Annotated in this window: 26 protein-coding genes; 10 read left to right on the top strand and 16 right to left on the bottom strand. The window is 71.5% G+C overall.

Annotated features, from left to right (window positions below):
• Nucleotides 1–115 precede the first annotated feature (115 nt).
• Nucleotides 116–1,564, bottom strand: coding sequence for an argininosuccinate synthase (gene argG / locus ACIGXP_RS18520; RefSeq protein WP_399769485.1), 1,449 nt, complete (start codon nt 1,562–1,564; stop codon nt 116–118).
• A gap of 247 nt (nt 1,565–1,811) precedes the next feature.
• Here argG and ACIGXP_RS18525 point away from each other — a divergent pair, with 247 nt between their 5' ends.
• Nucleotides 1,812–2,480, top strand: a complete 669-nt coding sequence (locus ACIGXP_RS18525; protein WP_399769487.1) for an O-methyltransferase — start codon at nt 1,812–1,814, stop codon at nt 2,478–2,480.
• A 144-nt stretch (nt 2,481–2,624) separates the two neighbouring features.
• Here ACIGXP_RS18525 and ACIGXP_RS18530 read toward each other — a convergent pair whose 3' ends face one another.
• Together ACIGXP_RS18530 and ACIGXP_RS18535 are read right to left on the bottom strand one after the other, a co-directional pair.
• Nucleotides 2,625–4,283, bottom strand: a complete 1,659-nt coding sequence (locus tag ACIGXP_RS18530) for a penicillin-binding transpeptidase domain-containing protein (protein ID WP_399769489.1) — start codon at nt 4,281–4,283, stop codon at nt 2,625–2,627.
• Between the two features lie 102 nt (nt 4,284–4,385).
• Nucleotides 4,386–4,952, bottom strand: a complete 567-nt coding sequence (locus ACIGXP_RS18535) for a TetR/AcrR family transcriptional regulator (RefSeq protein ID WP_399769491.1) — start codon at nt 4,950–4,952, stop codon at nt 4,386–4,388.
• Nucleotides 4,953–5,036: 84 nt separating this feature from the next.
• On the opposite strand from ACIGXP_RS18535, the gene ACIGXP_RS18540 reads away from it, so the two are divergent.
• On the top strand, nt 5,037–5,960 hold the full coding sequence (locus ACIGXP_RS18540; protein WP_399769493.1) for an SDR family oxidoreductase: 924 nt from the start codon (nt 5,037–5,039) through the stop codon (nt 5,958–5,960).
• A 95-nt stretch (nt 5,961–6,055) separates the two neighbouring features.
• On the opposite strand, the gene ACIGXP_RS18545 is transcribed toward ACIGXP_RS18540, so the two are convergent.
• Nucleotides 6,056–6,817, bottom strand: a complete 762-nt coding sequence (locus ACIGXP_RS18545; protein WP_399769495.1) for a TioE family transcriptional regulator — start codon at nt 6,815–6,817, stop codon at nt 6,056–6,058.
• A 102-nt stretch (nt 6,818–6,919) separates the two neighbouring features.
• On the opposite strand from ACIGXP_RS18545, the gene ACIGXP_RS18550 reads away from it, so the two are divergent.
• Together ACIGXP_RS18550 and ACIGXP_RS18555 are read left to right on the top strand one after the other, a co-directional pair.
• Nucleotides 6,920–8,077, top strand: coding sequence for an erythromycin esterase family protein (locus ACIGXP_RS18550; protein ID WP_399769497.1), 1,158 nt, complete (start codon nt 6,920–6,922; stop codon nt 8,075–8,077).
• A gap of 135 nt (nt 8,078–8,212) precedes the next feature.
• Nucleotides 8,213–8,611, top strand: coding sequence for an ACT domain-containing protein (locus ACIGXP_RS18555; RefSeq protein WP_399769499.1), 399 nt, complete (start codon nt 8,213–8,215; stop codon nt 8,609–8,611).
• A gap of 97 nt (nt 8,612–8,708) precedes the next feature.
• On the opposite strand, the gene ACIGXP_RS18560 is transcribed toward ACIGXP_RS18555, so the two are convergent.
• Both ACIGXP_RS18560 and ACIGXP_RS18565 read right to left on the bottom strand, forming a co-directional pair.
• Nucleotides 8,709–9,161 carry a GNAT family N-acetyltransferase gene (locus ACIGXP_RS18560; RefSeq protein WP_399769501.1) on the bottom strand — a complete coding sequence of 151 codons (453 nt, stop codon included), beginning with the start codon at nt 9,159–9,161 and terminating at the stop codon, nt 8,709–8,711.
• Nucleotides 9,162–9,171: 10 nt separating this feature from the next.
• The gene (locus ACIGXP_RS18565) at nt 9,172–10,023 is read right to left on the bottom strand and encodes an alpha/beta fold hydrolase (RefSeq protein WP_399769503.1); all 852 of its coding nucleotides are present in this window, start codon (nt 10,021–10,023) and stop codon (nt 9,172–9,174) included.
• Between the two features lie 326 nt (nt 10,024–10,349).
• On the opposite strand from ACIGXP_RS18565, the gene ACIGXP_RS18570 reads away from it, so the two are divergent.
• Nucleotides 10,350–11,048: a hypothetical protein gene (locus ACIGXP_RS18570; RefSeq protein ID WP_399769505.1), complete on the top strand. Its 699-nt coding sequence runs from the start codon at nt 10,350–10,352 to the stop codon at nt 11,046–11,048.
• Nucleotides 11,049–11,256: 208 nt separating this feature from the next.
• On the opposite strand, the gene ACIGXP_RS18575 is transcribed toward ACIGXP_RS18570, so the two are convergent.
• On the bottom strand, nt 11,257–12,213 hold the full coding sequence (locus ACIGXP_RS18575; protein ID WP_399769507.1) for a hypothetical protein: 957 nt from the start codon (nt 12,211–12,213) through the stop codon (nt 11,257–11,259).
• A gap of 51 nt (nt 12,214–12,264) precedes the next feature.
• On the bottom strand, nt 12,265–13,509 hold the full coding sequence (locus ACIGXP_RS18580; RefSeq protein WP_399769857.1) for an MFS transporter: 1,245 nt from the start codon (nt 13,507–13,509) through the stop codon (nt 12,265–12,267).
• A 56-nt stretch (nt 13,510–13,565) separates the two neighbouring features.
• On the opposite strand from ACIGXP_RS18580, the gene ACIGXP_RS18585 reads away from it, so the two are divergent.
• Nucleotides 13,566–14,162: a CGNR zinc finger domain-containing protein gene (locus ACIGXP_RS18585; RefSeq protein WP_399769509.1), complete on the top strand. Its 597-nt coding sequence runs from the start codon at nt 13,566–13,568 to the stop codon at nt 14,160–14,162.
• A 29-nt stretch (nt 14,163–14,191) separates the two neighbouring features.
• Here ACIGXP_RS18585 and ACIGXP_RS18590 read toward each other — a convergent pair whose 3' ends face one another.
• Nucleotides 14,192–14,374 carry a hypothetical protein gene (locus ACIGXP_RS18590; protein ID WP_399769511.1) on the bottom strand — a complete coding sequence of 61 codons (183 nt, stop codon included), beginning with the start codon at nt 14,372–14,374 and terminating at the stop codon, nt 14,192–14,194.
• Nucleotides 14,353–15,660 carry a hypothetical protein gene (locus tag ACIGXP_RS18595; protein ID WP_399769860.1) on the bottom strand — a complete coding sequence of 436 codons (1,308 nt, stop codon included), beginning with the start codon at nt 15,658–15,660 and terminating at the stop codon, nt 14,353–14,355. The genes ACIGXP_RS18590 and ACIGXP_RS18595 overlap by 22 nt, the downstream gene beginning before the upstream one ends.
• Before the next feature lie 160 nt (nt 15,661–15,820).
• Here ACIGXP_RS18595 and ACIGXP_RS18600 point away from each other — a divergent pair, with 160 nt between their 5' ends.
• Nucleotides 15,821–16,570, top strand: a complete 750-nt coding sequence (locus tag ACIGXP_RS18600; protein ID WP_363220959.1) for an SDR family oxidoreductase — start codon at nt 15,821–15,823, stop codon at nt 16,568–16,570.
• Between the two features lie 30 nt (nt 16,571–16,600).
• Here ACIGXP_RS18600 and ACIGXP_RS18605 read toward each other — a convergent pair whose 3' ends face one another.
• The gene (locus ACIGXP_RS18605; protein WP_399769513.1) at nt 16,601–17,662 is read right to left on the bottom strand and encodes a YihY/virulence factor BrkB family protein; all 1,062 of its coding nucleotides are present in this window, start codon (nt 17,660–17,662) and stop codon (nt 16,601–16,603) included.
• Between the two features lie 104 nt (nt 17,663–17,766).
• Here ACIGXP_RS18605 and ACIGXP_RS18610 point away from each other — a divergent pair, with 104 nt between their 5' ends.
• On the top strand, nt 17,767–18,375 hold the full coding sequence (locus ACIGXP_RS18610) for a YdeI family protein (RefSeq protein WP_399769515.1): 609 nt from the start codon (nt 17,767–17,769) through the stop codon (nt 18,373–18,375).
• 16 nt (nt 18,376–18,391) lie between these two features.
• On the opposite strand, the gene ACIGXP_RS18615 is transcribed toward ACIGXP_RS18610, so the two are convergent.
• Nucleotides 18,392–18,469 (bottom strand): 50S ribosomal protein bL37, encoded by a 78-nt coding sequence (locus ACIGXP_RS18615; RefSeq protein ID WP_373305753.1) that lies wholly within the window; start codon nt 18,467–18,469, stop codon nt 18,392–18,394.
• Nucleotides 18,470–18,622: 153 nt separating this feature from the next.
• On the opposite strand from ACIGXP_RS18615, the gene ACIGXP_RS18620 reads away from it, so the two are divergent.
• A complete protein-coding gene (locus tag ACIGXP_RS18620; RefSeq protein WP_399769517.1) occupies nt 18,623–19,096 on the top strand; it encodes a GreA/GreB family elongation factor in 474 nt (157 codons plus the stop codon).
• On the opposite strand, the gene ACIGXP_RS18625 is transcribed toward ACIGXP_RS18620, so the two are convergent.
• Complete coding sequence (locus tag ACIGXP_RS18625) at nt 19,093–21,600, bottom strand: ATP-dependent Clp protease ATP-binding subunit (protein WP_399769519.1); 2,508 nt, start codon at nt 21,598–21,600, stop codon at nt 19,093–19,095. The genes ACIGXP_RS18620 and ACIGXP_RS18625 overlap by 4 nt on opposite strands.
• A gap of 65 nt (nt 21,601–21,665) precedes the next feature.
• On the opposite strand from ACIGXP_RS18625, the gene ACIGXP_RS18630 reads away from it, so the two are divergent.
• A complete protein-coding gene (locus ACIGXP_RS18630; protein ID WP_363220612.1) occupies nt 21,666–22,037 on the top strand; it encodes a thioesterase in 372 nt (123 codons plus the stop codon).
• Between the two features lie 18 nt (nt 22,038–22,055).
• Here ACIGXP_RS18630 and ACIGXP_RS18635 read toward each other — a convergent pair whose 3' ends face one another.
• The 3 genes from ACIGXP_RS18635 to ACIGXP_RS18645 all read right to left on the bottom strand — a co-directional run bounded on the left by ACIGXP_RS18635 (nt 22,056) and on the right by ACIGXP_RS18645 (nt 25,084).
• Nucleotides 22,056–22,433 carry an NUDIX domain-containing protein gene (locus ACIGXP_RS18635; RefSeq protein WP_399769521.1) on the bottom strand — a complete coding sequence of 126 codons (378 nt, stop codon included), beginning with the start codon at nt 22,431–22,433 and terminating at the stop codon, nt 22,056–22,058.
• A gap of 101 nt (nt 22,434–22,534) precedes the next feature.
• Nucleotides 22,535–23,425 (bottom strand): diacylglycerol kinase family protein, encoded by an 891-nt coding sequence (locus ACIGXP_RS18640; protein WP_399769523.1) that lies wholly within the window; start codon nt 23,423–23,425, stop codon nt 22,535–22,537.
• Nucleotides 23,426–23,491: 66 nt separating this feature from the next.
• On the bottom strand, nt 23,492–25,084 hold the full coding sequence (locus ACIGXP_RS18645) for an FAD-binding oxidoreductase (RefSeq protein ID WP_399769525.1): 1,593 nt from the start codon (nt 25,082–25,084) through the stop codon (nt 23,492–23,494).
• Nucleotides 25,085–25,112 lie beyond the last annotated feature (28 nt).

A 25,112-nucleotide genomic window follows, 5' to 3' on the forward strand; every position in this document is an offset into this window, starting at 1 on the left:
AGAGTACGAGGCGGGGGCCGTATGACGGCGGGCCTCTCTCGTCGTACGACGGCGGGCCCCGCCGGTGGGAATCCGACGGGGCCCGCTGCCCAAGGGTGTGGGGCGGTCGGCGGTATCAGTCCGTGCCGGACTCCATCGCGGCACGGTCCAGGACCGCGTCCTCCTCCGAGACCTCCCCGCGGGAGGCGATCGCCTCGGCACCGCCCTGGGGCATCGCGCCGATCAGACCGGTGGAGGCCGCCTGGGCCGCGCCGATCAGCGCCGGGTGCTCGGTGCCGACCATGCCGAGGCCCGCGTACTGCTCGAGCCGCGCCCGGGAGTCCGCGATGTCGAGGTTGCGCATGGTGAGCTGACCGATCCGGTCCGACGGGCCGAACGCGGAGTCCTCGGTGCGCTCCATGGACAGCTTGTCCGGGTGGTAGCTGAACGCCGGGCCCGTGGTGTCGAGGATCGAGTAGTCCTCACCGCGCCGCAGCCGCAGCGTCACCTCGCCGGTGACCGCCGCGCCGACCCAGCGCTGCAGCGACTCGCGGATCATCAGCGCCTGCGGGTCCAGCCAGCGGCCCTCGTACATCAGGCGGCCGAGCTTGCGGCCCTCGTTGTGGTACTGGGCGAGGGTGTCCTCGTTGTGGATCGCGTTGACCAGCCGCTCGTACGCCGCGTGCAGCAGCGCCATGCCGGGCGCCTCGTAGATGCCACGGCTCTTGGCCTCGATGATCCGGTTCTCGATCTGGTCCGACATGCCGAGACCATGCCGGCCTCCGATCGCGTTGGCCTCCATGACCAGCTCGACCGGCGAGGCGAACTCCTTGCCGTTGATCGTCACCGGACGGCCCTGGTCGAAGCCGACTGTCACGTCCTCGGGGGCGATCTCGACCGAGGGGTCCCAGAACCGGACACCCATGATCGGCTCAACGGTCTCCACGCCGGTGTCCAGGTGCTCCAGGGTCTTGGCCTCGTGGGTGGCGCCCCAGATGTTGGCGTCGGTCGAGTACGCCTTCTCCGTGCTGTCGCGGTACGGCAGGCCGTGCGCGAGCAGCCACTCGGACATCTCCTTGCGGCCGCCCAGCTCGGTCACGAAGTCGGAGTCCAGCCAGGGCTTGTAGATGCGCAGGTGCGGGTTGGCGAGCAGGCCGTAGCGGTAGAACCGCTCGATGTCGTTGCCCTTGAACGTGGAGCCGTCGCCCCAGATCTGCACGTCGTCCTCGAGCATCGCCCGGACCAGGAGGGTCCCGGTGACGGCGCGGCCGAGTGGCGTGGTGTTGAAGTAGGCACGACCGCCCGAGCGGATGTGGAACGCGCCGCAGGCGAGCGCGGCCAGCCCCTCCTCGACCAGGGCCGCGCGGCAGTCGACCAGGCGCGCGATCTCGGCACCGTAGGTCGTCGCGCGGCCGGGCACCGAGGCGATGTCGGGCTCGTCGTACTGGCCGATGTCGGCGGTGTAGGTGCACGGGACGGCACCCTTGTCGCGCATCCACGCGACGGCGACCGAGGTGTCGAGGCCGCCGGAGAAGGCGATACCGACGCGCTCGCCGACCGGAAGGGAAGTGAGGACCTTGGACATAGGAAGAGTATGCATCATTCCGCATGCCCATGCATAGTGCGCTCTCGTGGCGCTCGCCACCGACCGGCCGGCGGGCCGCCCGGACGGCACGCGCCGCGGCCGGGCCCGGTGCCGGGACGAGCCGTGCCGAGCCAGGCGGCCCGCGGCGCCTCAACTGCCGGGACTCCAGGAAAGCCATTGACAGGCCGACGCACTCCCCTAGTACGTTCCCTTTCGGAACTTAGTGAGTACCGAAAGGGAACCTACCGTGTCTCAGCAGACGTGGACCGCAGTCGACGACTACTTCAACGGCCTGCTCGTGGAGGAGGACGACGCCCTGCTCGCGGCAGCCGAGAACAGTGACGCCGCCGGGCTCCCGGCGATACAAGTGGCTCCCAACCAGGGCAAGTTGCTGAACCTGCTCGCCAGGCTCCAGGGCGCTCGCCGGATCCTGGAGATCGGCACCCTCGGCGGCTACAGCACCATCTGGCTCGCGCGCGCCCTTCCGGAGGACGGCCGCATGGTCACGCTGGAGAGCGACCCGGACTACGCCGCCGTCGCAACCGCCAACATCGCCCGCGCCGGGCTGGAGCACGTCGTCGACGTCCGCGTCGGCAAGGCCCAGGACTCGCTGCCCCGGCTCGCAGCCGAAGACGCGGGGCCGTTCGACCTGGTCTTCATCGACGCCGACAAGCCCTCCAACCCGGAGTACCTGGAGTGGTCCCTGAAGCTGACCCGGCCCGGCAGTGTCATCGTCGGCGACAACGTCGTGCGCGACGGCGCCGTCACCGACGCGGGCAGCGACGACCCCCGCGTCCAGGGCGTCCGCCGCTTCACCGAACTCATCGCGGGACACCCCCGGCTGACCGCCACCACACTCCAGACGGTGGGCTCCAAGGGCTACGACGGCTTCACGCTCGCCCTCGTGACCGAGTGAGGGGTGAGGGCGCCGAGGGGTGACGGAAGTCCGGCACCCCCGACCCGCCGCCCCCGATCCGGCGCGCCCGCGTGCACGCTCATCGGCGCTCACAGGGACCGGGACACAGCCCCGGCCCGGCCCCGGTGCGGGCGACGCGCGCCGTCAGCTGCCGGTCAGCAGTCGCCGGACCACGTATCCGGCAGAGTCCACACCGGAGCTGCCGCCTTCGACCAGCGCTGCCGCCGCAATACGGGAGTTGTACGCGGTGAGCCAGCCGTTGGTGTGGTCCCCCTCCTCCGCGGTGCCGGTCTTGGCGCCGACGCCCGCCAGTCCGCCCAGTCGCGGAGCCGCCGTACCGCTGGTGGCCACGTTGCGCATCATCGACTGCAGATAGCCGGCTGTGCGAGCGGAGATGGGCCGGGGCGCGGTGTCCTGGTGCTGTCCCGGCAGGATGACCGGCTGCTCGAAGCCGGTGTTGCGGACGGTGGCCGCCACGGACGCCATGAACAGGGGCGTGGCGGTGACCTTGCCCTGGCCGATGAACTGGGCCGCCTGGTCGCCGCCCTGGACGTCCGCCGGGATGCTCGGGTCGGTGGTGGCGACGCCGCCGCCGATGGACCAGCTGCCCATGCCGAAGACGTTCACGGCCTCGTCGTGCAGGGCGGAGGCGTCGCCGTCGTGCACGAGGTGGTGGAAACCGTCCTTGATGAAGGAGGTGTTGCAGGACACCGTGAACGCCTGCGCGAGGGAGGCGCCCGGGTTGGGCCGCACGCCCGAGTCGTTGTGGAAGAGCTGGCTGTTGGCCATCAGGGAGTCCGTGCACGGTGCGGCACTGCTCGGGGTGAGGCCCGCCTTGTCGAAGAGGGCCGCCGAGGTGATGATCTTCATCGTGGAGCCGGGGGACTTGATGCCGTTGATGGCGATGTCGCCGTCGTCACCCGTGTGCGCCAGCGCGAGGATGTGGCCGTTGCGCCAGTCGAGCGCCACGGTCCCGGCGGGCTTCTGCTGAAGGTGGGCGTCCTTCACGGCGCGTTCGGCCACCGTCTGGAGGCCGGCGTCGATGGTGGTCCTGACGGTCGCCGGCCGGCCCTTGCTGAAGACCTTCAGGGTCTTCACGCCCGCGCCGCCGCCGTCGACCACGGCCACGCCCGTACCGGGAGTGCCGCCGGCGGGCTTCGCGTTCTTGCCGATCGTCGCCGCGACGTCCCGCAGTGACGGGAAGTGGGAGAGGTCGGTCTTTCCGTCGCTCGCGACGACCTTCGCGCTGGTCGAGCCGGCCGGCAGCTTGCCCGCGGTCAGCGACTGGCCGTCGCCCAGGCCCGGAAGGAGCACCGAGTTGTTCCAGTGGACCGCCAGCTGGCCGTTCGTGCTCTTCCTTACCGCCACCGCGCTGGGATAGCTCCAGGTGCCGCCCGCAACCTCGGCGGTGACGTCGAAGGTGACCTTGGTGGCCCCCGGCGTCACGGACGAGGGTCCTGCGGCCAGGATGTGATCGAACGACAGCTTCTTCAGGTGCAGGCCGTCGGCGTAGTCGCGCAGCGCCTGGGAGGCGGTGTCCGGTATGTCGGTGTCGCTTGCCGCGCCGTCCAGGTGCTGCTGGGACCAGCTGTCCAGGAACGCTCGGGTCAGTTTCTCCGCCTCGGCACCCGACGGGGGCGTACTCGACACCGCCGAGGGGTCGAAACCGCGTGCTTCCTTGGTCGTGTCGTCACCCGCTGAACCGGAGGTCAGGCCATGCACGATGTTGTAGGTAGCGATTCCCCCGAGGGCGAGCAGCGCGGTGCACGTACCGGCGAGGCCGATCTTCACAGCTCTGTTCATGAGGAGGATCGTATGTACGTTCCATGAAAGCGCGTGCCGAAAATCGGGAGATCGTTACCGGAACGTCAATCCGCCCAGACCGCCGTTGTGGCCGCGCGTCGCCTACGCGCCCGCGGTCACAGCCTTGAGTGCGGTCAGCGACTCCCGGATCAGCTGTCGCATCGGGCGTTCCTCGGCCGGTGCGATCCAGCGTTCGAAGGCGATCTTGAAGACGGCTACGGCCGCCTCGGCGGCGAGGCTCGCGGTCGGCTCCGCGACGCCGCGACCGCGCAGGGCGCCGGCGAGCGCGGCCGCCAACGAGGCGAGCTTGATCAGCTCACGCTCCTGGAGTTCCGCGTTCGCCGCGATCACGGCATGCCGCCGACGGGCGAACTCGTGCCGGTCGGCGAACATCTCCGCGACGGCGTCCAGTCCGACCGTCAGCGCGTCGAGCGGCGCCGCGGACCCGGGAGCCCCGGCGACCGCCCGCACGAACAGATCCTCCAGCTCACCGGCGCCGGCGAACAGCACCTCGCGCTTGTCGGCGTAGTGCCGGAAGAAGGTCCGCTCCGTGAGCCCGGCACGCTTGGCGATCTCCGCCACGGTGGTCTGTTCGTACCCGCGCTCGGCGTAGAGCTCCAGTGCGGCCTTCGCCAGGCGTCCGCGCGCGTCCGGCTGCCATCTCCCCATGGGGAGATCTTACGTGATGACAGGGACTGACATGAGGTGTAGCGTCTATGACAGTCACTGACATCGAGTGGTGGGGGCCTTCCCATGCGCATCTTCGTCACCGGCGCGTCCGGCTGGATCGGATCCGCCGTCGTACCCGAACTCATCGAGGCGGGACACCAGGTCGTCGGGCTCGCCCGCTCCGACGCCTCCGCCGCCGCGCTCACCGCGGCGGGAGCCGAGGTCGTCCGCGGCACCGTCGAAGACCTCGCTGTGCTGCAGGACGCGGCCGCCGCGTCGGACGGGGTGATCCACCTCGCCTTCCAGCACGACATCGCCTTCAGCGGCGATTTCCGGGGCGCCGCCGAGGCGGACCGCCGCGCCGTCGACGCCTTCGGTGAAGCGCTCGCCGGGACCGGCCGGCCCTTCGTGCTCGCCTCCGGCATGGCCGGCCTCGCGCCCGGGCGGGTGGCGACCGAGCGGGACATGCCCGCGTTCGACGGCTCCCCGGTCACCATCCGGGCGGTCACCGCACAGGAGGTGCTCGGGTTCGCCGCGCGCGGCATCCGCTCGTCCGTGGTGCGGCTGTCGCCGACCTGTCACGGCGAGGGAGACAACGGCTTCATGGCCATGCTGGTCGCCCTCGCCCGCCAGAAGGGGGTCTCCGGTTACATCGGCGACGGCGCCAACCGCTGGCCGGCCGTCCACCGTCTGGATGCCGCGCATCTCTTCCGCCTGGCGGTCGAACGGGCCCCGGCCGGATCGGTGTTGCACGGTGCCGCGGAGGAGGGCGTCACGATCCGTGCCGTCGCCGAGGTGATCGGCCGGCACCTCGACGTACCGGTGGCCTCCCTCGCTCCCGAGGCCGCGGCCGAGCACTTCACCTGGCTGGCAGGATTCCTCGGCTTCGACGTCCCGGTGTCGAGCACCCTGACCCGCGAACTGCTGGACTGGGAGCCGACGCAGCCGGGCCTCCTCGCGGACCTCGACAAGGGCCACTATTTCCAGGCCTCTGCCGCCGCTGCCTGACAGGACCTCCGGCTGACGGCCCGGAAGAGAAGCGGGCACCCGCGGGCCGCCCCGTCGCCCTGGGCGGGGTACTGGGGTGCCGTCCCCGGCGTTGATCACGGCCGCGTCGGTCCAGCCGGAGCCGGCGAGTCGGGTACCGCGTCGGCGCTGTCGAGGTGGGTCAGATAGGCGCTGAGACGTGTGGCGGCGTGCAGCATGGCGAGGCCCTGGTCGGTGAGTTTTCGTTGCCAGGTGTCCAGGGAGGCGGCCAGCGCGTCCGTGCCGCCGGCCGTGCGGATCTGCTGGACCACGGTGGCGATGTGGTCGAGGAGATGACCCCCGCGCCGCAGGAGGTGCGCCAGTTCGGCGTCACGGATGTCCTCGGCGTGGAAGACGCGGTATCCGGTCGCCTGGTCCCGGGCGGGGCGGAGGATTCCGGCGCTCTCCCAGTTGCGCAAGGTCGCCGGGGTGACGTCGAGTTGGTGCGCCAGTTCGCCGACGGTTCGGGTTCGGTCGTCCGGGGCCGGACCCGGGGCGGCCGGGGACTCCGCTGTCAGGTGATTCACCGCTGTGCGCACGGCTTCCAGCGTGTCCCGGTCGCGGAGCAGCTGGGCGTGGCCGCGGTCGATGATCGTCAGCGCGTCGTCGCGTCGGTCCCGGTGGACGGCGTTCATGATCTGGCCGGCGGCGGCGTACCCGTACGCGGGGACCAGAGAGAGGTAGGCACGCAGTGCTGCCGCGTGCACCTCGGTGTAGATCCGGTAGCCGCTGGGGGTGCGCTCGGCGGCCGGGATGAATCCGTGCCGCTCGTAGTTGCGTACGGCCTGGGTCGAGATGCCGTGCTCGCGTGCGAGGTCGGTCGGTCGCAAGGTGCTCACCGGTTGAGACTTTATCCCAGGCCTCACCCTTGAAAAAGACCTCCGTGAGCGCAACAGCTCTCCGAAGTCTCAACCGTTCTTTCAAGGATACGATTGAGGCTCATGAGTCAGGACATCCGAGACTTCGTGACCTCCGCATGCGACCTTCTGGCGCTCGGGGAGCCCACCCACCAGGAACCGGCCTTCGGACGGATCCGCAACGAACTGTTCGCCCAGCTGGCCGACCGTGGCTTCCGGTCGATCGCCCTGGAGACCGACCGCGTGGCAGCCCTCACCGTGAACGACTACGTCCAGGAGGGAACCGGAAACCTCGACGCGGTCATGCGTGAAGGTTTCTCCCACGGCTTCGGAGACCAGGATCCCAACAGGCGGCTGGTCAGCTGGATGCGCGACTACAACCGGAACCGGCCGCCCGAGGAACGCCTGGCCTTCCACGGTTTCGACGCGCCGCTGGAGAACTTCAGCGCACCCAGCCCCCGGACCTATCTGGAACACACCCGTGACTACCTGGGACTCGACCTCGATCTCGCGGCACTCACCGGCGAGGACACACGGTGGAGCCGGCCGGAGGCGGTCCTGGACCACACCATGTCACCCGGCGCCACAGCCGAGGCCGAGCGGCTGCGGTTGATCGCGGACGACATGCACCTCGCGCTCCACGGACGCGCTCCGGAGCTGATGGCGGCGACGTCCCGCGAGGACTGGTTCAGGACCAGGACACATCTCACTGCCGCTCTGGGCCTGCTGCGCTACCACAAGCAGTCGGCCCAGCCCCTCGAACCGGGTTCCCGGGAAGCCTGCCTGCTCGCCACCCGTGACGCGCTCATGGCCCAGAACCTCCTGGAGATACGAGCCATCGAGGAGGACCGGGGCTCGACGCTGGTGTTCACGCACAATTTCCACCTGCAGCGCAACGCGAGTGCCTGGCGCCCGGGGGACCTCGGCGCGCAGTGGTCCGGTGCCGGCGCCATCGTGGCCGCTCTGCTGGGCGACCGGTACGTCTGCGTGGCCGGCAGCCTGGGCCGCAGTGCGACTCTGGGACTCCAGGACCCCGCTCCGGACACCTACGAGGGCCGCCTGCAGAGCCGTATCACCACATGGAGCCTGGAACCGGCCGCCGCGGACCCGTCGGCCCGCACGCGGACGGACACACACCCGAGGCAGGGCTACTTCCCGCTCGACCGGGCGACGCTCGGCGCGGTGGACGCGGTCCTGCACATCAGCGACGGCACGACCGCCGGCGCACCCCCGCACATCTGACGCGGCAGGAGGACCGAAGACCACGCCGCCGGGCCACACATGGGGCATGACGATGCGGATGCACACCCGCCGAAACCCCACGCCCCGACGGCTCGCCTGCCCGGAGTGTGGCCGGTCGCGCCGTAGGCTGGGTCCGTGACCGGCGAGACTGATCTGCAGACACTGCTCAGCGGCATGCGTCCCGAGCTGAATCCGGGCCGCTATGTCTTCACCATGGCCGAGGGAGGCGTGCCGTCCGGTGTCACCCCTGTGGTGACGGTCGCCGAGCAGGAGGGCCTGACTCTCGTCGTTCCGCAGGCGGAGGCGGACGCGGCCGGGATGGCGTACGACTACGTGGCCGGATGGATCACCTTGCGGGTGCACTCCGCGCCGGCCGCGGTGGGACTGACCGCGGCCGTGTCCCGCGCCCTCGCCGACGCGGGCCTGAGCTGCAATGTGGTCGCCGGTTTCCACCACGACCACCTCTTCGTGCCCTACGACGACGCCGAGCAGGCAGTGGACGTCCTCCAGCGGCTGTCGCGCACCTCTGCCTGAGTCGCACCGCAGGACTGTGCCGGCGCACGGCATTGTCCTCCGGGGAGGAATCCGGCGCCGGGCGCGTTGCCGCGCCCGGCGCACTCATGACGGGGCATCAGCGCGGGGTGGAGACCGGTTCGCGGAGCATGAACACATCCACCGGGTCCTCGCTCTCCACGGTGAAGCCGTGGCGCTCGTACAGCCGGCGGGCGTTGCTGCCCCGGAGCACGCTCAACCGGAGCCGGGTGGCCTCCCGGTCGCACCGCTCCGCCAGCATCCGCAGCACGGCCGATCCGATGCCCCTGCCCTGCAGGTCCGGGTCCAGGTAGAAGTGCTCCAGCCAGTGTGCGTCGTGCGCCGGCCGCAGCGCCACACATCCGGCGAAGACTCCGCCCACCTCGATCACCTGGGTGTGGGCCGGCACGAACCGGTCCCGCAGCCGCTGGCGCACCCGGTGTGCGTCGTACCGCCCGAGACGCTCCAGATCCGCCCTCAGCACCACGGCCCGCAGTTCGGCCACCGCCTCGACGTCCGCCGCCGACGCGGGACGTATCTCCCAGTCCGCCATGATCGTGAGGCTAGCGGGTCGGCGCTTCGCGCAGGAACCCGGCGGTCGCCGCCACGAACCGCTCGGCATCGTCCAGCCATGGGAAGTGTCCCGCTCCGGGCTGTACGACGAGTTCGGCGTTCGGGAACAGGGCGGCGAACTCGGCCACCGCGGGCGGCGGGGCGCCCGGGTCGACCTCACCGGCGAGCAGCAACGCCGGTGCATCGAATCGGGCGAGCGCGGCGCGGGCGGCGTCCGGGTCGAACGCGCCCTCGGCGCCGAACGCGGCCACGATGCCCGGGTCCAGCTGTTCCTCCTCGGCCGCCTTGTGGGCCCGGGCCGCATCGTCCCAACGACCGTAGGAGAAAGGTGCGATGGCCCGGAAGTTCTCGGCCGTGACCGCACCCGCCCCGATCGCCTCCAGCGCCGCGAACGCCCCCGGGAACCACGGCTCGTCCCGGCGTGGCCGTACGGTCTCGCGCCGGAGCCGGTCGGGGATGACCAGGCCGACGGCCCTGACGCTCGGTGTGATGAGAGCGAGCCGGCCGATGCGTTCGGGGTGGCGGCCGAGGTACCGCACGGCCAGATTGGCCCCGGCGCTGTGCGCGAGGAGGTCCATCCGTTCCAGGCCCAGGTGCCGGCGCAGGGCTTCCACGTCGTCGACGAGCCGGTCACAGCGGCAGGAAACCAGGTCCTGTGGCACGGCGGACAGCCCGGTACCCCGCAGGTCCAGCCTGATCAGCTTGCGGTGCGCGGACAGCCCGCCCAGGTCGCCCAGGTACGTCGACTGCTGCGGTCCGCCGGGCAGACACACCAGGGGCTTGCCGGTCCCGGAGACGCGGTAGGCGAGTTCGGCGCCGTCGTACGAGATGAAGGATCCCATGGCGGCATTCTGCGGGTGTCGGCCGCCGTCGGCCATCGATCGGCTGTGCCGCGCGCTCGCCCGCACCGGAGAGACGGAAGTTCGTCGAAGCCGCGGTTCTGGCGGCGAGTTGCGGCTGCACCGGATCGACGCGACCCGTACCTCCGCGCAACGCACAGGGTTCACTCAGTAGAAACACGTTGGCCCAGCCGTATCATCCATGTGTCGGGACACCCCCGCAGGAAACCTCCCCGCTCTGCCGGGGAACCCGCAGTACAACTCCCGCTCCCCGCTTGCCGCACCGGAGGCAAAGGAGCGCACCCCCACTCACACCCTCGGAGCGACAGATGCCTGAGCCCACCACCCCCGTCACCGAGTTGACCTCGCAGTATGTCAGCCAGGTGACCAGCGACCTCGAGCGCAACGTCAAGGAACAGGAGCGCATCTCCGCCGAAATCGTGGCGCTGCAGGAGCAGTTGACGTCCCTGCAGCATGATCACACCATTCTGACGAGCATGCAGCAGGCACTCGGTGTGACCTCGGTGGGCGCATCCGCCACCACGGACGGCGCCGTGGTGCCCGGCCCGCGGAAGAAGACCACCGCCACCTCCGGCACACGCCGGGCGGCGAAGAAGGCGACCGCGGAACAGCCCGAGTCCGGGAAGGAGCAGTCCGAGCCCCGGAAGCGGTCCGCCAAGAAGCCCGCGGCGTCCAGGCCCGCGACGACGAAGACCACGGCCGCCAAGCCCGCGGCGAAGAAGGCGGCCGCTCAGGCGGCTCAGCCCACGCTCGTCGAGCTCGTCCGCCGCCACCTCGCGGACCAGCAGGAGCCGCGCTCCGCCGCGGAGGTCACCGAGGCCCTCGAGAAAGCACATCCCGACCGGTCGATCCAGACCAAGGTCATCCGCACCACTCTGGAGAACCTCGTGGCCCGCAACAGCGCCCAGCGCACCAAGCAGGGCTCGTCCGTCTTCTACACCCTTCCCACCGGCTCGGAGCCGGCGGCGGCGAACGCGGAGGAGCCCCAGCCCGACGCCGCCCAGTGACCGTGTTCCCCTCGCCCCGTCGTGACCGTACCTGAGCGCCGTTGAGGTGCTTCGGCCCTCAGCCCGCTCGGGACGGCTTCCGGTCGGCACCCAAGACTGCCGCCGAGCCGGGGGACGGGGCCGGTCCGGCGCGGCCGTACTCCTCGCGCCCCGCCTGAAGCCGCCTGAACCGACACGACGTCAGACACGGGCGCAGCTGCCCAGGGCTTCACAGGGCGGCGCCGGCCCTCTGTCGTGTCTGGTCGAACTCGGCCACCGGGTCGCCTCCGGTCTGCCAGGGCCATGGGGTGACGACACCACCGATCGCCTCGAAGACGGAACGCGCCTCGGCGCGCCGGTCCGCGGCCATCAGCGCATAGGCGAGGAGGTTGAGGTCGGCCAGTGCCTTGGCGTGGCGGAGGAACCCGGGCTGGCCCCATGTGTGGGCCACGCGGTCGAGGGCCTGCGCGGCCATCGCCTGGGACCAGTGGTTGCGTGCGACCAGTGCCTCGAATCCGCCGCGGTCGAGGATCGAGTGGTACTGGAGGACCTGGGCGGTGAGTTCGGTCGCGGCGCACGGCGCGTTGGCGGGCATGCGGGCGCCCAGGCTGTCCACGAACTCCAGGACCTGGATACGCGATCCCGCCTCCTGCGGGCTGAGGTAGGCCAGCATGCTCAGATACGCCTCGCGGTTCCAGCGATCGCGGGCGAGCACCTCGTTCCACACCCCGAATACCTGGGACTGCTCACGGCGTTCCAGGCGTGCCACCGCGAGCAGGACCACCCAGGGAGTGGGGTCGTCCGGAGCGAGCTCGGCAGCCCGCAGACAGGCGTCAACGGCGTCGGCGGGGTCTTCCAGGCGCCCCTGGGTGCGGGCCTGCGCCACCTGGGTCCAGGCGTGCAGGACGAGCGCGTTCGCACTGCGGGGCTCCCGAGCGACCCAGGACCGCGGCAGATGGGATCCGGTGAGGTATCCCGCCAGGACATCCATGCGATGCGCCCGGCGGTCCCAGTCGCCCGGGTCCTGCTCCAGGAGCCGGGACATCTGCGCCACACACAGCTCGGTGGTCCCGAAGGTGCCGGTCCTGGAGGTCGCCACGAGAGACTTCAGCAGCTTGCCCAGCTCCTGGTCGTCCAGTTCCGGAGCGAGGCGGGCCCTTCTGCGGCGACTTGAAAGAAATGCCATGGCCGGAGGCTAGGACGGATCGGCGAGGACACAAGGGCTGGGCCGAGATCGTTATGGTTTACACGTATCATCCGACATCTGTCCGGGGGACGGTCGGGTTGCCGGTATTCCGGGTGCCGGGCAGGACCCGGGTGACTGCGATCCGGCGGTGTCCAGCGGTACGGCGCAAAAGACCAGCGCCGCTGCGGCCGCCACGCCCGCTGCCGTTGCCAGGGTGCCCGGGAGGGACCAGGCCGCCAGCGGACCGGCGATCGCCGCGCCGGATGCGAAGCCGGTGATCTTCAGGCTTGCACCGGTGGTGAAGATCTGGCCGCGCAGACGGTCGGGAGCCTCCCGGTGGCGTACCGCGAAAAGGGCGGTGAGCTGCGGTCCTTCGCCGATTCCGGTCAGCAGCAGGGCCAGGACGAGCGCGGTGGGGCGGACCGTCGCCGCCAGAGCGAGCGCGCCGGCCTGGACCAGGGCGCCGGCCCAGACGATCGAGTCGGGAGCCATGGACTGGGGGAACCGGGCCAGCACCGCGTTGGCCGCCAGAGCCGAGACGGCCGCACAGGAGAGCAGCAGCGCACCTCGGCCCGCTCCGCCGAGGACCCGTACACCCAGCATCGGGACGCAGGCCGTCAGCATGCCCTGCGCCGCACAGCACAGGACCGAGAGCAGGGTCGCCCGCGCCAGCCGGCGTTTCGTGACGATGACCCGCATTCCGGCGGCCAGCTCGCCGATCAGCGACTCCCGCTGCCCTCCCCGCACCCGCACAGGGCGCCCCGGCAGGGTCCACGCGGCGGGTGCCGCCGAGCCGATGAGCGCGGCCGAGACCACGACGGCCCCCGACGCGCCCAGGGCCTCGGCCAGGCCGCCGGCAAGGCTCGGGCCGGCCAGGCTCGCCATGCCGAAGGTCATGGCATCGAGGGCGTTCGCGCGTGGCAGCCGGTCGCCCGCCGCCACGCGCGGCAGCTGGCCCGTCCAGCCGCCCGACAGCGCGGGCCCCAGCGATCCGGTCAGTACGGCGATCATGACAGTGACCGTGAACGGAAGCCGGCCGAGGCCCACGAGGATCGCCACCAGCCCGGTCGCGTACAGGAGGAGTGCTGCGCCGAGCAGCCGTCCCGGCCGCTGCTGCCGGTCGAGCACAGCCCCGAGTACCGGTCCCCCTGCTGCCGCCGCGGCCGTGATGCCCGCGAGCAGCACCGACGCTTCGGAGGCCGACCCGGCGACGGCGAATCCCGCCAGCATCAGCGCCGGTCCTGACATCTCGTCCCCGGTCCGGGCCATCCCTGCCCCCACGACATAGGAGGCCATCGCGTAACGCCGTGTCACTCGCACGACGTTACGGAGGTAACTCAAAACCTCGCAATATGCGTTACATTGCGCTGGTGTCCTCCCGCAACGCCGACGGCGGTGACTGGTCCACCCGGCACTCCGTCCTGAGGATGGCGCGCCGCACCGCCGCCCTCGTCAATGCCCTGGCCGACGACCGCGCCGACCCCGGCGACGTGGCGGAGGTGCTGCGCGCGTACGGCGAGACGGGCCCCGTCGACCTCACGGCCCGTGAGGTCGCGCGGATGCGGGACGCCGCCGACCGGCTGCGGGAGGTCTTCGCCGCCGAGCACGCCGACGAGGCCGCCGACGCCCTCAACCGACTGCTGCGCGAACACACCGGGCCGCTCCGTCTGACCTCCCACGGGGGCGGCACGCCCTGGCATCCCCACCTCGACCGCGACGACGACGCCTCCTGGGACGAGTGGTTCCTCGCGTCGTCCTGCCTGGCCCTGACCGTTCTCGTGTGGGACCGGCAGCTCCCGCCCGGCCGGATCTGCGCGTCGGATGCCTGCCGGAACGTGTTCATCACCCAGGGGCCGGGCCCCCAACGCCGCTACTGCTCCCGGCGCTGCGCGACCCGCGAGCGGGTCGCGGCACACCGGCGCGCCCGCTCCGCACCCTCACCCGGGTGACCGGGGCCCGGCCGCGCGGCGCCGGTTCCTCACGGGAGCGCGCGGATGAGCCGCACCAGCGCACGGCGGTCGTCCGTGGATGTGGTGTCACGCCGGGAGCCGAGAACCCGCGGCAGCCGGCGCCGGCCGTCACCGGTGAGGCCGGCGTCCCGGTCACCGCCGTGCACCTTCGGCAGGCGCGGTCCGTCCGCTATGCGCGGTTGCCGTCGCACCGCGACCAGACCTCTCGCAGCAGGGCCGGATAGTCCTCGCCGTACGTGGCGATGCCCGCGTACACCGCGTCGAGGGCCGCCCGCAGCGGGTCGGGTTCGGCGGCGGCGAGCAGCGCGGGTACGGCCATGTGCGGCTGGGAGAAGCGCAGGGAGGGGTCCGGCGCGCCGATGGTGACCCGCAAGGTGTGCTTCGGTGCATCGGCGCCCTGGGCCGCCGGCGACTCGGGCGGCTCCGGCGCCGGTGCCCAGTCCGCCGCGGGCCCCGCGATCAGCGCCGTCGAATCGGCCACGGCAATCGGCAGGGACACCTCGTCCGCGCCGGACGGCGCGTCGAAGGGCGGACGCTCGGGTGGCACGGCCCAGCCGACGGTCCGGTCCGGGACCCTCGGGTCGGTGTCGAGGGTCTGCCACGCCCGGGCCTCGTCGTCGAGCGGCGGCGGAAGGGGTCGTCCCTCGGTGACGGCGGTGAGTCCGGCGGCGATCCAGTCCAGCTCCGCGAGACCCGCCGCCTCGCACGCACGGCGCGCGGCCAGCAGGGCCACCGCGCGCTGTGCGGCGGGTCCGGCGGCGTCGATGGCGTGCACGAGCGCCGCGTCGAAGTCGAGCAGGCCGCGTACGTTGCCGTCGACGTCGCGCAGTGCCGGGCTCGGCGACCGCCCGCCCCACTCCCAGCGTTCGTAGGCCAGTTCGCGTTCTCTTTCGGCCTGTTCCTGTGCGAGGCGGGCCTGGCGTTCGGCCTCGGCGCGTTCGGCCGGGGTGGGCGGGGCCGGCAGCGTGCGGGCGTAGTCGTGCCAGTACGCCGCCATGCCCGAGGTCTGCTTCACGACACGGTCCGGCAGGGGCGGGGCGGGCCAGAACTGCAGGAGGTAGCGGTCGAGTTGCGGCTCGTCGCGCAGTCGGGTGTCCTCCTCGTGTGCCGCGTCCATGCCCTGGGCGCAGTAGCGGACGCGGTAGTCGGTCTCTTCCAGGCCCAGCTCCCAGGAGCCCTCGCCTCCCCACAGCACGAGCGCGGTACTGTCCGAGACGGGGCGGAAGGACACCTCCACCACGTCCTCCCAGCTCGGGTCCAACGGCGGGGCGTGGTCGTGCACTTCGACCGTGAAGCCGACGTCGCCCGTGTGCAGTCCGGTCGTCAGCCACAGGGTTCCCGGGATCGCCGCGCCGCACAGCCCGGAGGACTGGCCGGCGAACGCCTCGGCGAGGTCCGGGCCGTAGCTGTCCGGATCGCTCTCGACGTAGAGCTGACCGTAGTGGACGTGGACCTCTCCCTCGACCGGCCTGCGCATCATGACCCCCATCGCCTTCGGAACCGTGCCGTGCTCCGCACCCTACGACCCAGCACTGACAACGCCCGCGCGGACGCCACTCACGCATGCCTCTGGCTGGCAGTAGGTCGAGGTCCGTTCGCCGCCAGACTTGCGCATGTCCCCCCGGTGAGATGGAGGCATGACTTCACAGGGAGCTCTGAACGGCAGGAAGGCCCTGGTCACCGGCGGCAGCCGGGGCATCGGCGCGGCGACGGCACTGCGACTGGCGCGGGAGGGCGCGGACGTGGCCGTGACCTTTGTGCAGGGGAAGGAGGCGGCTGAGGGCCTGGTGCGGGAGGTCCAGGCACTCGGGCGGCGGGCGGTGGCATTGCGTGCCGACGCCGCGGACGCACAGGAGGCAGCGGGCGCGGTGGGCCGTGCGGCCGAGGCACTCGGGGGCCTGGACGTCCTCGTGAACAACGCGGCCGTAGGACTGATGCAGCCGCTGGAGAGCATGTCGCTCGCCGACGTGGACCGCCTGATCGCCGTGAACGTGCGCGGGGTGTACCTGGCCGCCCAGGCAGCCGCCGCACTGATGGCATCGGGGGGACGGATCATCACCGTGGGCAGTTGCATCGCCCGGCGCACGCCGGGCCCGGGTGCCACGCTGTACGCGATGAGCAAGTCGGCCGTCGTCGGGCTGACGAGGGCGTTGGCCCGTGAGCTGGGCGGGCGCGGGATCACGGCGAACATCGTGCATCCCGGTCCGACCGACACCGACATGAACCCCGCGGACGGGCCGTTCGCCTCCGGCCAGGCCGCGATGACCGCCCTCGGCCGCTTCGGCACGGCCGAGGAGGTGGCGTCGGCGGTGGCGTACCTGGCGGGACCGGAGGCGGTGTACGTGACGGGCGCGGAGCTCTCGGTGGACGGCGGGTACGCAGCCTGAGCGCGAGGGACAGGAGGCGGCGCGCCGGAGTCACGTCTCGTGCAGCCTGCGTACGTCCTCCTCGTCCCACTTCCTGGTGTCGCGAGGCTGGGTGTAGGGCTCGGCCCGGGGCGGATGGCCTCCGGCGACGGCCCGCTGCCGCACCGTCTCCGCGTCGAACTCCAGGCCCAGCAGGATCGCGAGGTTGCTGATCCACAGCCAGACCAGGAAGACGATGACGCCGGCCATGGTGCCGTAGGCCTTGTTGTAGGAGGCGAAGTTGCCGACGTAGAAGGCGAATCCGGCGGAGGCGATCATCCAGATCGCCAGCGCGAGGACGCTGCCGGGGGTGATCCACTTGAAGCCCTTGACCCTGGCGTTCGGCGTCGCCCAGTACAGGATCGCGATCATCACCGTGACCAGCAGGACCAGCACCGGCCACTTCGCGATCGACCACACCGTCAGGGCCATGTCCCCGACGCCCAGGGCCTGGCCGGCGTGGCGGGCCAGGCCGCCGGTGAAGACGACGATCAGCGCGCTGGCCACCGCGAGGACCATCAGGACGACCGTGACGCCGATCCGCACCGGCAGGATCTTCCACAGCGGGCGGCCCTCCGGCATGTCGTAGACGGCGTTGGCGGCACGGATGAAGGCGGCCACGTAGCCGGAGGCCGACCACACCGCCAGTACGAGGCCGGCGACGGCCATGACGGAGCCTATGCCGGCGTTGTTCTGCAGCTGCTCCACGGCCCGGGTGAGGATGTCCCGGGCGGAACCGGGCGCCAGGTGCCTGAGGTCGGCCAGCACCTTGTCGGTGACCGACCTGCCGGCGACGGACAGCAGTGACACCAGCACCAGCAGCGCGGGGAACAGGGCGAGGACCCCGTAGTACGTCAGGGCCGCGGCCCGGTCGGTCAGCTCGTCGTCCCGGAACTCGCGCAGCGAGCCCTTGAGCACGGCTCCCCAGGCGCGTCTGGGGAGCTTCGCGGGGGTGTCGGGGGCGGCCCGCTCGACCTGCCGGCCGGGCCCGGCCTCCTCCGGTGCCGGTACCCGGGGCGTCGTAGTGGTGTCGCCACCGAGGCGGTGGCGCCGGGGAAGATGCAGCTTCGCCATGCCGGTCGGGTAACCCGGCCGCGCGGCCTCAAGCCCGGGGACCCGCCGGAATCGGCCATGGCACCCGATTGACCACACCGCCGGGGTGGGTTTGGATGTGGCGCATGTCGGGTGCAGCGCAGGCAGGTGGGGCACGGAATGCCGCCGATCCGGTCCTCGCCTTCGCCTCGCAGGAGGCGTGGGAGAAGTGGCTGGAGGAGCATCACGCCGACGTGCGGGGCGTCTGGCTGAAGATCCCGAAGAAGGACTCCGGGATCGCCGGCGTCGACTACGCGGGAGCACTTGAGTCGGCTCTCTGCTTCGGCTGGATCGACGGGCAGAAGAAGAAGCTGGACGAGCGGTACTGGCTGCAGCGCTTCACCCCGCGCCGGCAGGGCAGCAAGTGGTCGCGGGTGAACCGGCAGAAGGCCACCGAACTCGCGGAGCAGGGCCGGATGCGACCGGCCGGCCTGCGGGAGGTGGAGAAGGCCAAGGCGGACGGCCGCTGGGAGGCGGCGTACGCGAACCAGAGCGCTGCCACGGTGCCCGACGACCTCCGGGCTGCCCTGGAGGCCGCCACCCCGGAGGCGCGGGACTTCTTCGCCGCCCTCGACAGCCGGAACCGGTACGCGATCCTCTACCGGATCCAGGACGCCAAGAAGCCGGAGACCCGGGCGGCGCGCATCGAGAAGTTCGTCGCCATGCTCGCCGCGCAGCAGAAGATCCACCCCTGAAGCGCGGCACTCGGGATCAGCACTGGGGGCGTTTCCCGTGATTGGCGGCATGGCCGCGACGTGACTTCTTCTTCCGGCGTCGCTTCGAGGACATGGGAACCTCCTGAGGGAGAGCAAGACGATACGGACAGGCTATCCATAAATACGCTATATCCGGACCAATCACCTCTCCACTGTCCGTCCCCGTTGATACGATGCGAAAAATGCGCCACTGGTGAATATCCTCCCCTGGACCAGAGGAGCCGGAATGGCCGGTGACCCGAAGCCGATCAGTGCCACGGCCCGTCACGCGCTGGAGCAGGAACTGGCCGATCTGCGCGACGAGCGCCGCCTCGTGGCCGGGACGCTGCACGACAGCGCCGATGTGGGCGACCAGGCCGACCAGGCCGACGAGTTGCGGCGCGTCGATCAGCTCGACCGTCTGGACCGCCGTATCGAGGACATCACCGAGCGGCTGCGCCAAGCGGACGTGGCCGGGCCTCCCCCTACGGACGAGGTCGGCGTGGGCAGCACGGTCACGGTCCGCTTCGCGGACGGCTCGCAGGAGACGCTCCAGATCGGCGAGGTCGCCGAGGCCTTCGACCAGACCCTGGTCACCTCGGACAGCCCACTGGGCCTTGCGCTGATCGGGCGTCGCGCCGGTGACTCGGTGCACTTCGACACACCGGACGGCCCGTCGAGCGCGGTGGTGGTGTCGATCGGGGACGGCCAGTCCCCCTAGACGGCAGGCTCGCCGGAGCCGCTGCCCTTGCGCACCGTGCAGTGCAGTGAGTCGTGTTGTACGTCGGCGACGATGGTGTCGCCGGGCCCAGCCTCACCGCTGAGCAGCAGGCTGGCGATGCGGTTGTCCAGTTCCGCCTGGATCGTGCGGCGCAGCGGCCGGGCGCCGAACTCCGGCTGATGGCCGTGCGCGATGAGCAGCTTCTTCGCCGCCTCTGTGACCTGCAGCGCCATGCCCTGCGCGCGGACGCGGCGCTTGCTCTGGTCCAGCAGATGGTCCACGATCTTCCCCAGGTCGTCCTCGGTCAGACCGTGGAAGACGATGATGTCGTCGATCCGGTTGAGGAACTCCGGCAGGAACCTGCCCCGCAGATCCTCCATCAACTCGTCCTTCAGCTGCGACACATCACCCTTGTGGTCCAGAATCCGACGGGCGCCGATGTTGGACGTCATGATGACGACGCAGTGCCGGAAGTCGACGGTGCGGCCCTGGGCGTCGGTCAGCCGACCGTCGTCCAGGATCTGCAACAGCGTGTTGAAGACGTCCGGGTGTGCCTTTTCCACCTCGTCGAACAACACCACGCTGTACGGCTGGCGGCGCACCTTCTCCGTCAGCTGGCCCGCCTCTTCGTATCCCACGTATCCGGGAGGGGCGCCGACGAGCCTGGCGACCGTGTGCTTCTCCTGGAACTCGCTCATGTCGAAGCGGATCATCCGGGCCTCGTCCCCGAACAGCAACGCCGCGAGTGTCTTGGCGAGTTCGGTCTTTCCCACGCCCGTGGGACCGAGGAAGAGGAAGGAACCCACCGGCCGGTTCGGGTCCCCCATGCCGGCGCGGTTGCGGCGCACCGCCTGGGACACGGCCGTGACCGCCTCGTCCTGGCCGACGATCCGGGCGTGCATCTCCTCCTCGAGCCTGAGCAGCTTCTCCCTCTCGCTCGCCGTCAACTGTGACACCGGGATGCCCGTGCGGCGCGAGACGACGTCGGCGATGTCCGCGGCCGTGACGGAGACGACGCCCTCACGGCGTTCCTCGATGCCGGCGAGTTCGCCCTCCACCTCGGCGATCTCCCGCTTCAGCTGCGATGCCTTCTCGAAGTCCTCGACCGAGACGGCCTGTTCGAGTTCACGCCGGAGTCTGGCGATACGGTCCTCACGGCTGACCACCTCCGTGGAGCGCCCCACGCTGCGCAGCCGCACCCGCGCACCGGCCTGATCCATCACGTCGATGGCCTTGTCGGGCAGGAAGCGGTCGGTGACATAGCGGTCGGACAGCTCCGCGGCCGCGACCAGCGCCGCGTCGTCGAACCGGACCTGGTGGTGCGCCTCGTAGGAGTCCCGCAGCCCCTCCAGGATCTGCACGGTCTCCTCCACGGTCGGCTCCGGCACCATCACCGGCTGGAACCGGCGCTCCAACGCCGCGTCCTTCTCGATGTGCTTGCGGTACTCGTCGATCGTCGTGGCCCCCACGACATGGAGTTCCCCGCGCGCGAGCGCGGGCTTGAGCATGTTGCCCGCGTCCATCGAGCCCTCGCCGGTCGCGCCGGCGCCGACGACGGTGTGCACCTCGTCGATGAACAGGATGATCCGGCCCTTGGCCGCCTGGACGTCCTCGATGACCTTCTTCAACCGCTCCTCGAACTGGCCCCGGTACTGCGTCCCCGCCACCAGCCCCGACAGATCGAGCGCCACGACCCTCTTGTCCTTGAGGGTGTCGGGCACCTCACCGGCCACGATCCGCTGCGCCAGCCCCTCCACGATCGCGGTCTTGCCCACCCCGGGCTCACCGATCAGCACGGGGTTGTTCTTCGACCGCCGCGAGAGGATCTCGACCGTCTGCTCGATCTCCTCCGCGCGCCCCACCACCGGGTCCAGCTTCCCGGCCCGGGCCTCCTCGGTCAGGTCCCGGCCGAACTCGTCCAGCGTGGTCGCCGGCGTCTTCTTCCGTTCCGCGGACGGTCCCTCGCCGCGGGCGGCCTGGTCGGTCAGGTCCGTCAGTTTCCTGGTGTCCCTGCCCTCGGCGCGCAGCAGCTTGGCGGCGCCCGTGTCGCTGTCGCCCAGCAGAGCGCCGAGGAGGTGCTCGGGGCCGATGTAGGACACACCGGCCGCCTGCGACCGGGCGTAGGCGGCGCCGAGCGTGCGCTTGGCCGCGGGGGTGAGGCCGGGTTGCGAGGACGGCTCGCCGGACTCCCGGGGCAGGATCTCGGCGATCTCCGCCGCCAGCGCGTCGGGGTCGACGCCCACCTGGGAGAGGAGTCTGCGGGACGGCTCGACCTTGGTGGCCGCCCAGAGCAGGTGTTCCGTGTCCAGGTCGGGCGTCCCGTCCTCGACCGCCCGCTGCGCGGCCAGGTTCAGCAGTTCCTGCGACGACTCCGTCAGCAGCCGGCCGATCGGCACGCGCTGCACCGCGGGAGGCGACGACGCCGGCGACATCCCGAAGAAGCGGTTGAACAGTTCACTGAAGGGGTCCGACGAACCGAACGGTGCACCGAAGGACATCGACATGTCATCACTCAATCGCGCCGTGCACGGCACCGCAAACGGAAGACACACCTTTGTAGCGTGGGGGCATGCGTCACAAGGTGACCGAGGCCGACACGGCGGTGGCGGTCGGCAGCGGTGATGTGCCTGTCCTCGCCACCCCGCGGCTGATCGCGTGGATGGAAGCGGCCACCGTGCGGGCCGCCGCCCCGTTCACCGGGTCCGGTCGGACCACCGTCGGGACGCAGGTGCGGATCCGGCATCTGCGGGCCACACCCGTCGGGGGGCAGGTGGAGGTGAGTGCCGAGACCGCGGACTCCGGTGCGGGCGGGCGGCTGACGTTCGCGGTGCGGGCCGTCGACGCTTCGGGGCGGCTGGTCGCGACGGGCGAGATCGACCGGGCGATCGTCGACCGGGAGCGGTTCCTGGCCCGCGTGCCCGATCCTGCGGCGGATCGCTGACCCCGGGCCCGGCTGGGCTCATGCGGGCGTGTGACCCCGAAGGTATGCGCGTACGGCTGCCGGGAGCACGGCGTCGGCGGTCTCGGGGATCGGCGCCCAGCGCACGTGCTCCGGCGCGAGGCCGGCTCCGTCCGACGGGGACTCGCTCAGCAGCTGACACACCACCGCCGAGGTCTCGGCCGCCGGGATCGTGTCGTGCGGGGCCAGGGACTCGGTGCCGTCGACGAGGTAGCCGGTGAGTTCGTAGACGACGCGTGCCGCGGTGGCCTCGGCCGGTTCGGCAGGCTGAGGCGTGCCCGACGGCAGCGTCCATCCGTCGCCGTCCGCCACCAGCAGCAGCCGTCCGTCGTACAGGACGACCGCCTGCACCAGGCCCTCGGCAGGATCCAGCCTCATGACCGACCACCTTCCCCCGGCGCGCCCGGCCGGGTTCTCCTCCCTTACCCATGGCCGGCCCGTCCTGCACCGACGCCGTGTCATCTCCCGTGAGTGAGTGGTCAGTAGAGCACCGGCAGGTCTCCGGGACGTACCCGCAGCGTGACCGGGAGGGTGGCGTCGACCTCGCCGTCGGCTCCGTAGGGGACGGGCCGGTTCGCCTCGATGCGCAGCTCCCTGCCGCGCAGGACGCGCACTTCGGGGCGGTGGATGTGGGCTCCTGTCCTCAGCTCGTTCATGAGGGCGAAGAACAGCCTGCGCGGTGCCTCGCGGATCATCACCACGTCGAGCAGTCCGTCGTCGACGCGCGCGTCGGGGGCGATGAGCCGACCGGAGCCGTAGTAGGGGGAGTTGGCGGCGACGACCGTGTAGCCGCGGTGGGTGTGCTCCGTGCCGTCGACGGTGACGCGGTAGTCGGCCGCCCGCCAGGTGGTGACGGCGCGCAGGCCGCCCGCGTAGTACGAGGCGGCGCCGCGCAGCAGCCGGGCGTGGTTGGCGTGCCGGTTGGCCACGGCGTCCACGCCGGCGTACACGCTGCCCAGGACCACGGTGCGCGGGTGGACGGCCGACTCCACCTCGATGGTGTCGACCGGCCGGGGCTCGGCGTGCAGCAGCAGGTCGGCGAGTGCGGCGGGGTCGGCGGGGTCGGCGGGCAGTTTCAGGGCGCGGGCGAAGTCGTTGCCGCGTCCCGCGGGTACCAGGCCCAGGACGGTGCCGGTGCCGCTCAGCGCGCCGCCGATGCCGCCGGCGATCCCGTCGCCGCCGACGGCCAGCACGATCCGGCCGCGCTCGCCGGCGCGGCGGGCGATGTCCTGGGCGTGGGCGAGGCTGTGGCTGTACTCCGTCTCCAGCTCGGCTCCTGCCTCACGCAGCAGCCGGGCCAGGTGCAGCAGTGTCGCCGCCCCGGTGGAGCCGCCCGCGGTGGGGTTGACGACGGCGGTGAACTGTCGCATCGGTGTGCCTCCGAAGCAGGCGGGTCTGATGGGTCGGCCGGTCGGGTGGATGAGTCGTATCAGGGGTCAGTCGGTGGGGAGCAGGACGCCGGGGTTGAGCAGGCCCTCGGGGTCCAGACGGCGCTTCACGGCGCGCAGGGCCGAGATGCCGAGCGGTCCGGCCTCGCGGACATACCAGTCGCGGTGGTCGGTGCCGACCCCGTGGTGGTGGGAGATGGTGCCACCGGCGGCCAGTACGGCTTCGTTGGCGGCGTGTTTGGCGGGCGTCCAGTGGGCCACCGGGTCCTCGCCCTGAGCGCTGACGACGGTGAAGTACAGGGAGGCGCCGTTCTCGTAGACGTGGGAGATGTGGCACATGACCAGGGGCGGGGTGCCGGCCTCGGTGAGGGTGTCGGTGAGTGCGGTGCGTACGGCCGTGTAGAGACGGGGGATGCGGGACCAGAAGGCCGCGGTCTCCAGGGTCTCGGCGAAGGCGCCGACGTCGAGGAGGGCGTCGCGGAGGTACGGCGCCGAGTAGCGGCCGTGGGCCCAGCGTTCGCCCGGTTCCGCTCCGACGAGGGTGCCGCCGCAGGCGGTGAGGACTGCGGCCGCCTGTTCCCGGCGCAGCGCGGTGTCCTCGGCCGTGCCCTCGTAGCCGGTGATGGCCAGGCAGCCGGCCGCGCTCTGCGCCAGGTCACCGCCGATGGCGTCGGGCTGGGCCAGGCCGATGAGGGTCTCGGTCTCGTCGGACAGCCGCAGCACGGTGGGCCGGGGTCCGTCCTGGACGAGCCTGCGCAGCGCGGCGGCGCCTTCCTCGAACGAGGCGAACCGCCAGCCCTCGTAGATCCGCTTCTGTGGCAGCGGCCGGATGCGTACGGTGACGGAGGTGATGACGCCGAAGGCGCCCTCCGAGCCGAGGATCAGCTGGCGCAGGTCGGGGCCGGCGGCGGAGCGCGGGGCGCGGCCGGTCTCGATCGTGCCCTCGGGCGTGGCGAGGGTCAGGCCGAGGACCATCTCGTCGAAGCGGCCGTAGCCGGCGGAGGCCTGTCCGCTGGAGCGGGCCGCCGCGAAACCGCCGATGGTGGCCCACTCGAAGGACTGCGGGAAGTGGCCGAGAGTGAAGCCGTGTCCGGCGAGCAGTGCTTCGGCCTCGGGGGCGCGCAGGCCGGGCTGGAGTACGGCGGTGCGCGAGACGGGGTCCAGGTCGAGCAGAGCGTTCATCCGGCGCAGGTCCAGGGCGATGAACGCGGTGCGCTGCGGGGCGAGTCCGCCGACGACCGAGGTGCCGCCGCCGAAGGGGACGACGGCGAGGCCGTGCGCGGCGCAGGCGCGCAGCACGGCGATGACCTCGTCGTGGGAGGCGGGCAGGACGACGGCCTGCGGGACGTCCGCGAAGTCCCCGGTGCGGATGCGCAGCAGGTCCGGCGTGGACTTGCCGCGGGTGTGGCGGATGCGGCTCTCGCTGTCGGTGCGGACGTGGTCGTCGCCGCCGACGGCCTCGGCGAGCGCCTTCAGCGCGGCCGGGGCGGCCGTGGTGCCCGGCAGGCGGATGTCGTCGAGGGCGAGGGCGGGCGTGGTGCGGGGCTTGACGCCGAGCAGGTCGCGCAGCAGTCCGGTCACCGAGTCGGGCAGCGGTGCCGCCTTGGCCGGGTCGCCCCAGCCGTTCCACAGCATGTCCATTGAACGGTCGTCCTCACAGGTCGGTGTG

The organism is Streptomyces sp. NPDC053069 (assembly GCF_044546895.1).
Lineage (GTDB): Bacteria > Actinomycetota > Actinomycetes > Streptomycetales > Streptomycetaceae > Streptomyces.

Coding starts and splice junctions, on each gene's coding strand:
- argG (WP_399769485.1), bottom strand. CDS start 1,564: ATGTCCAAGGTCCTCACTTCCCTTCCGGTCGGCGAGCGCGTCGGTATC.
- ACIGXP_RS18530 (WP_399769489.1), bottom strand. CDS start 4,283: ATGAACAGAGCTGTGAAGATCGGCCTCGCCGGTACGTGCACCGCGCTG.
- ACIGXP_RS18535 (WP_399769491.1), bottom strand. CDS start 4,952: ATGGGGAGATGGCAGCCGGACGCGCGCGGACGCCTGGCGAAGGCCGCA.
- ACIGXP_RS18540 (WP_399769493.1), top strand. CDS start 5,037: ATGCGCATCTTCGTCACCGGCGCGTCCGGCTGGATCGGATCCGCCGTC.
- ACIGXP_RS18550 (WP_399769497.1), top strand. CDS start 6,920: ATGAGTCAGGACATCCGAGACTTCGTGACCTCCGCATGCGACCTTCTG.
- ACIGXP_RS18560 (WP_399769501.1), bottom strand. CDS start 9,161: ATGGCGGACTGGGAGATACGTCCCGCGTCGGCGGCGGACGTCGAGGCG.
- ACIGXP_RS18565 (WP_399769503.1), bottom strand. CDS start 10,023: ATGGGATCCTTCATCTCGTACGACGGCGCCGAACTCGCCTACCGCGTC.
- ACIGXP_RS18570 (WP_399769505.1), top strand. CDS start 10,350: ATGCCTGAGCCCACCACCCCCGTCACCGAGTTGACCTCGCAGTATGTC.
- ACIGXP_RS18575 (WP_399769507.1), bottom strand. CDS start 12,213: ATGGCATTTCTTTCAAGTCGCCGCAGAAGGGCCCGCCTCGCTCCGGAA.
- ACIGXP_RS18580 (WP_399769857.1), bottom strand. CDS start 13,509: ATGGCCTCCTATGTCGTGGGGGCAGGGATGGCCCGGACCGGGGACGAG.
- ACIGXP_RS18585 (WP_399769509.1), top strand. CDS start 13,566: ATGCGTTACATTGCGCTGGTGTCCTCCCGCAACGCCGACGGCGGTGAC.
- ACIGXP_RS18595 (WP_399769860.1), bottom strand. CDS start 15,660: ATGCGCAGGCCGGTCGAGGGAGAGGTCCACGTCCACTACGGTCAGCTC.
- ACIGXP_RS18600 (WP_363220959.1), top strand. CDS start 15,821: ATGACTTCACAGGGAGCTCTGAACGGCAGGAAGGCCCTGGTCACCGGC.
- ACIGXP_RS18605 (WP_399769513.1), bottom strand. CDS start 17,662: ATGGCGAAGCTGCATCTTCCCCGGCGCCACCGCCTCGGTGGCGACACC.
- ACIGXP_RS18610 (WP_399769515.1), top strand. CDS start 17,767: ATGTCGGGTGCAGCGCAGGCAGGTGGGGCACGGAATGCCGCCGATCCG.
- ACIGXP_RS18615 (WP_373305753.1), bottom strand. CDS start 18,469: ATGTCCTCGAAGCGACGCCGGAAGAAGAAGTCACGTCGCGGCCATGCC.
- ACIGXP_RS18620 (WP_399769517.1), top strand. CDS start 18,623: ATGGCCGGTGACCCGAAGCCGATCAGTGCCACGGCCCGTCACGCGCTG.
- ACIGXP_RS18625 (WP_399769519.1), bottom strand. CDS start 21,600: ATGTCGATGTCCTTCGGTGCACCGTTCGGTTCGTCGGACCCCTTCAGT.
- ACIGXP_RS18630 (WP_363220612.1), top strand. CDS start 21,666: ATGCGTCACAAGGTGACCGAGGCCGACACGGCGGTGGCGGTCGGCAGC.
- ACIGXP_RS18635 (WP_399769521.1), bottom strand. CDS start 22,433: ATGAGGCTGGATCCTGCCGAGGGCCTGGTGCAGGCGGTCGTCCTGTAC.
- ACIGXP_RS18640 (WP_399769523.1), bottom strand. CDS start 23,425: ATGCGACAGTTCACCGCCGTCGTCAACCCCACCGCGGGCGGCTCCACC.
- ACIGXP_RS18645 (WP_399769525.1), bottom strand. CDS start 25,084: ATGGACATGCTGTGGAACGGCTGGGGCGACCCGGCCAAGGCGGCACCG.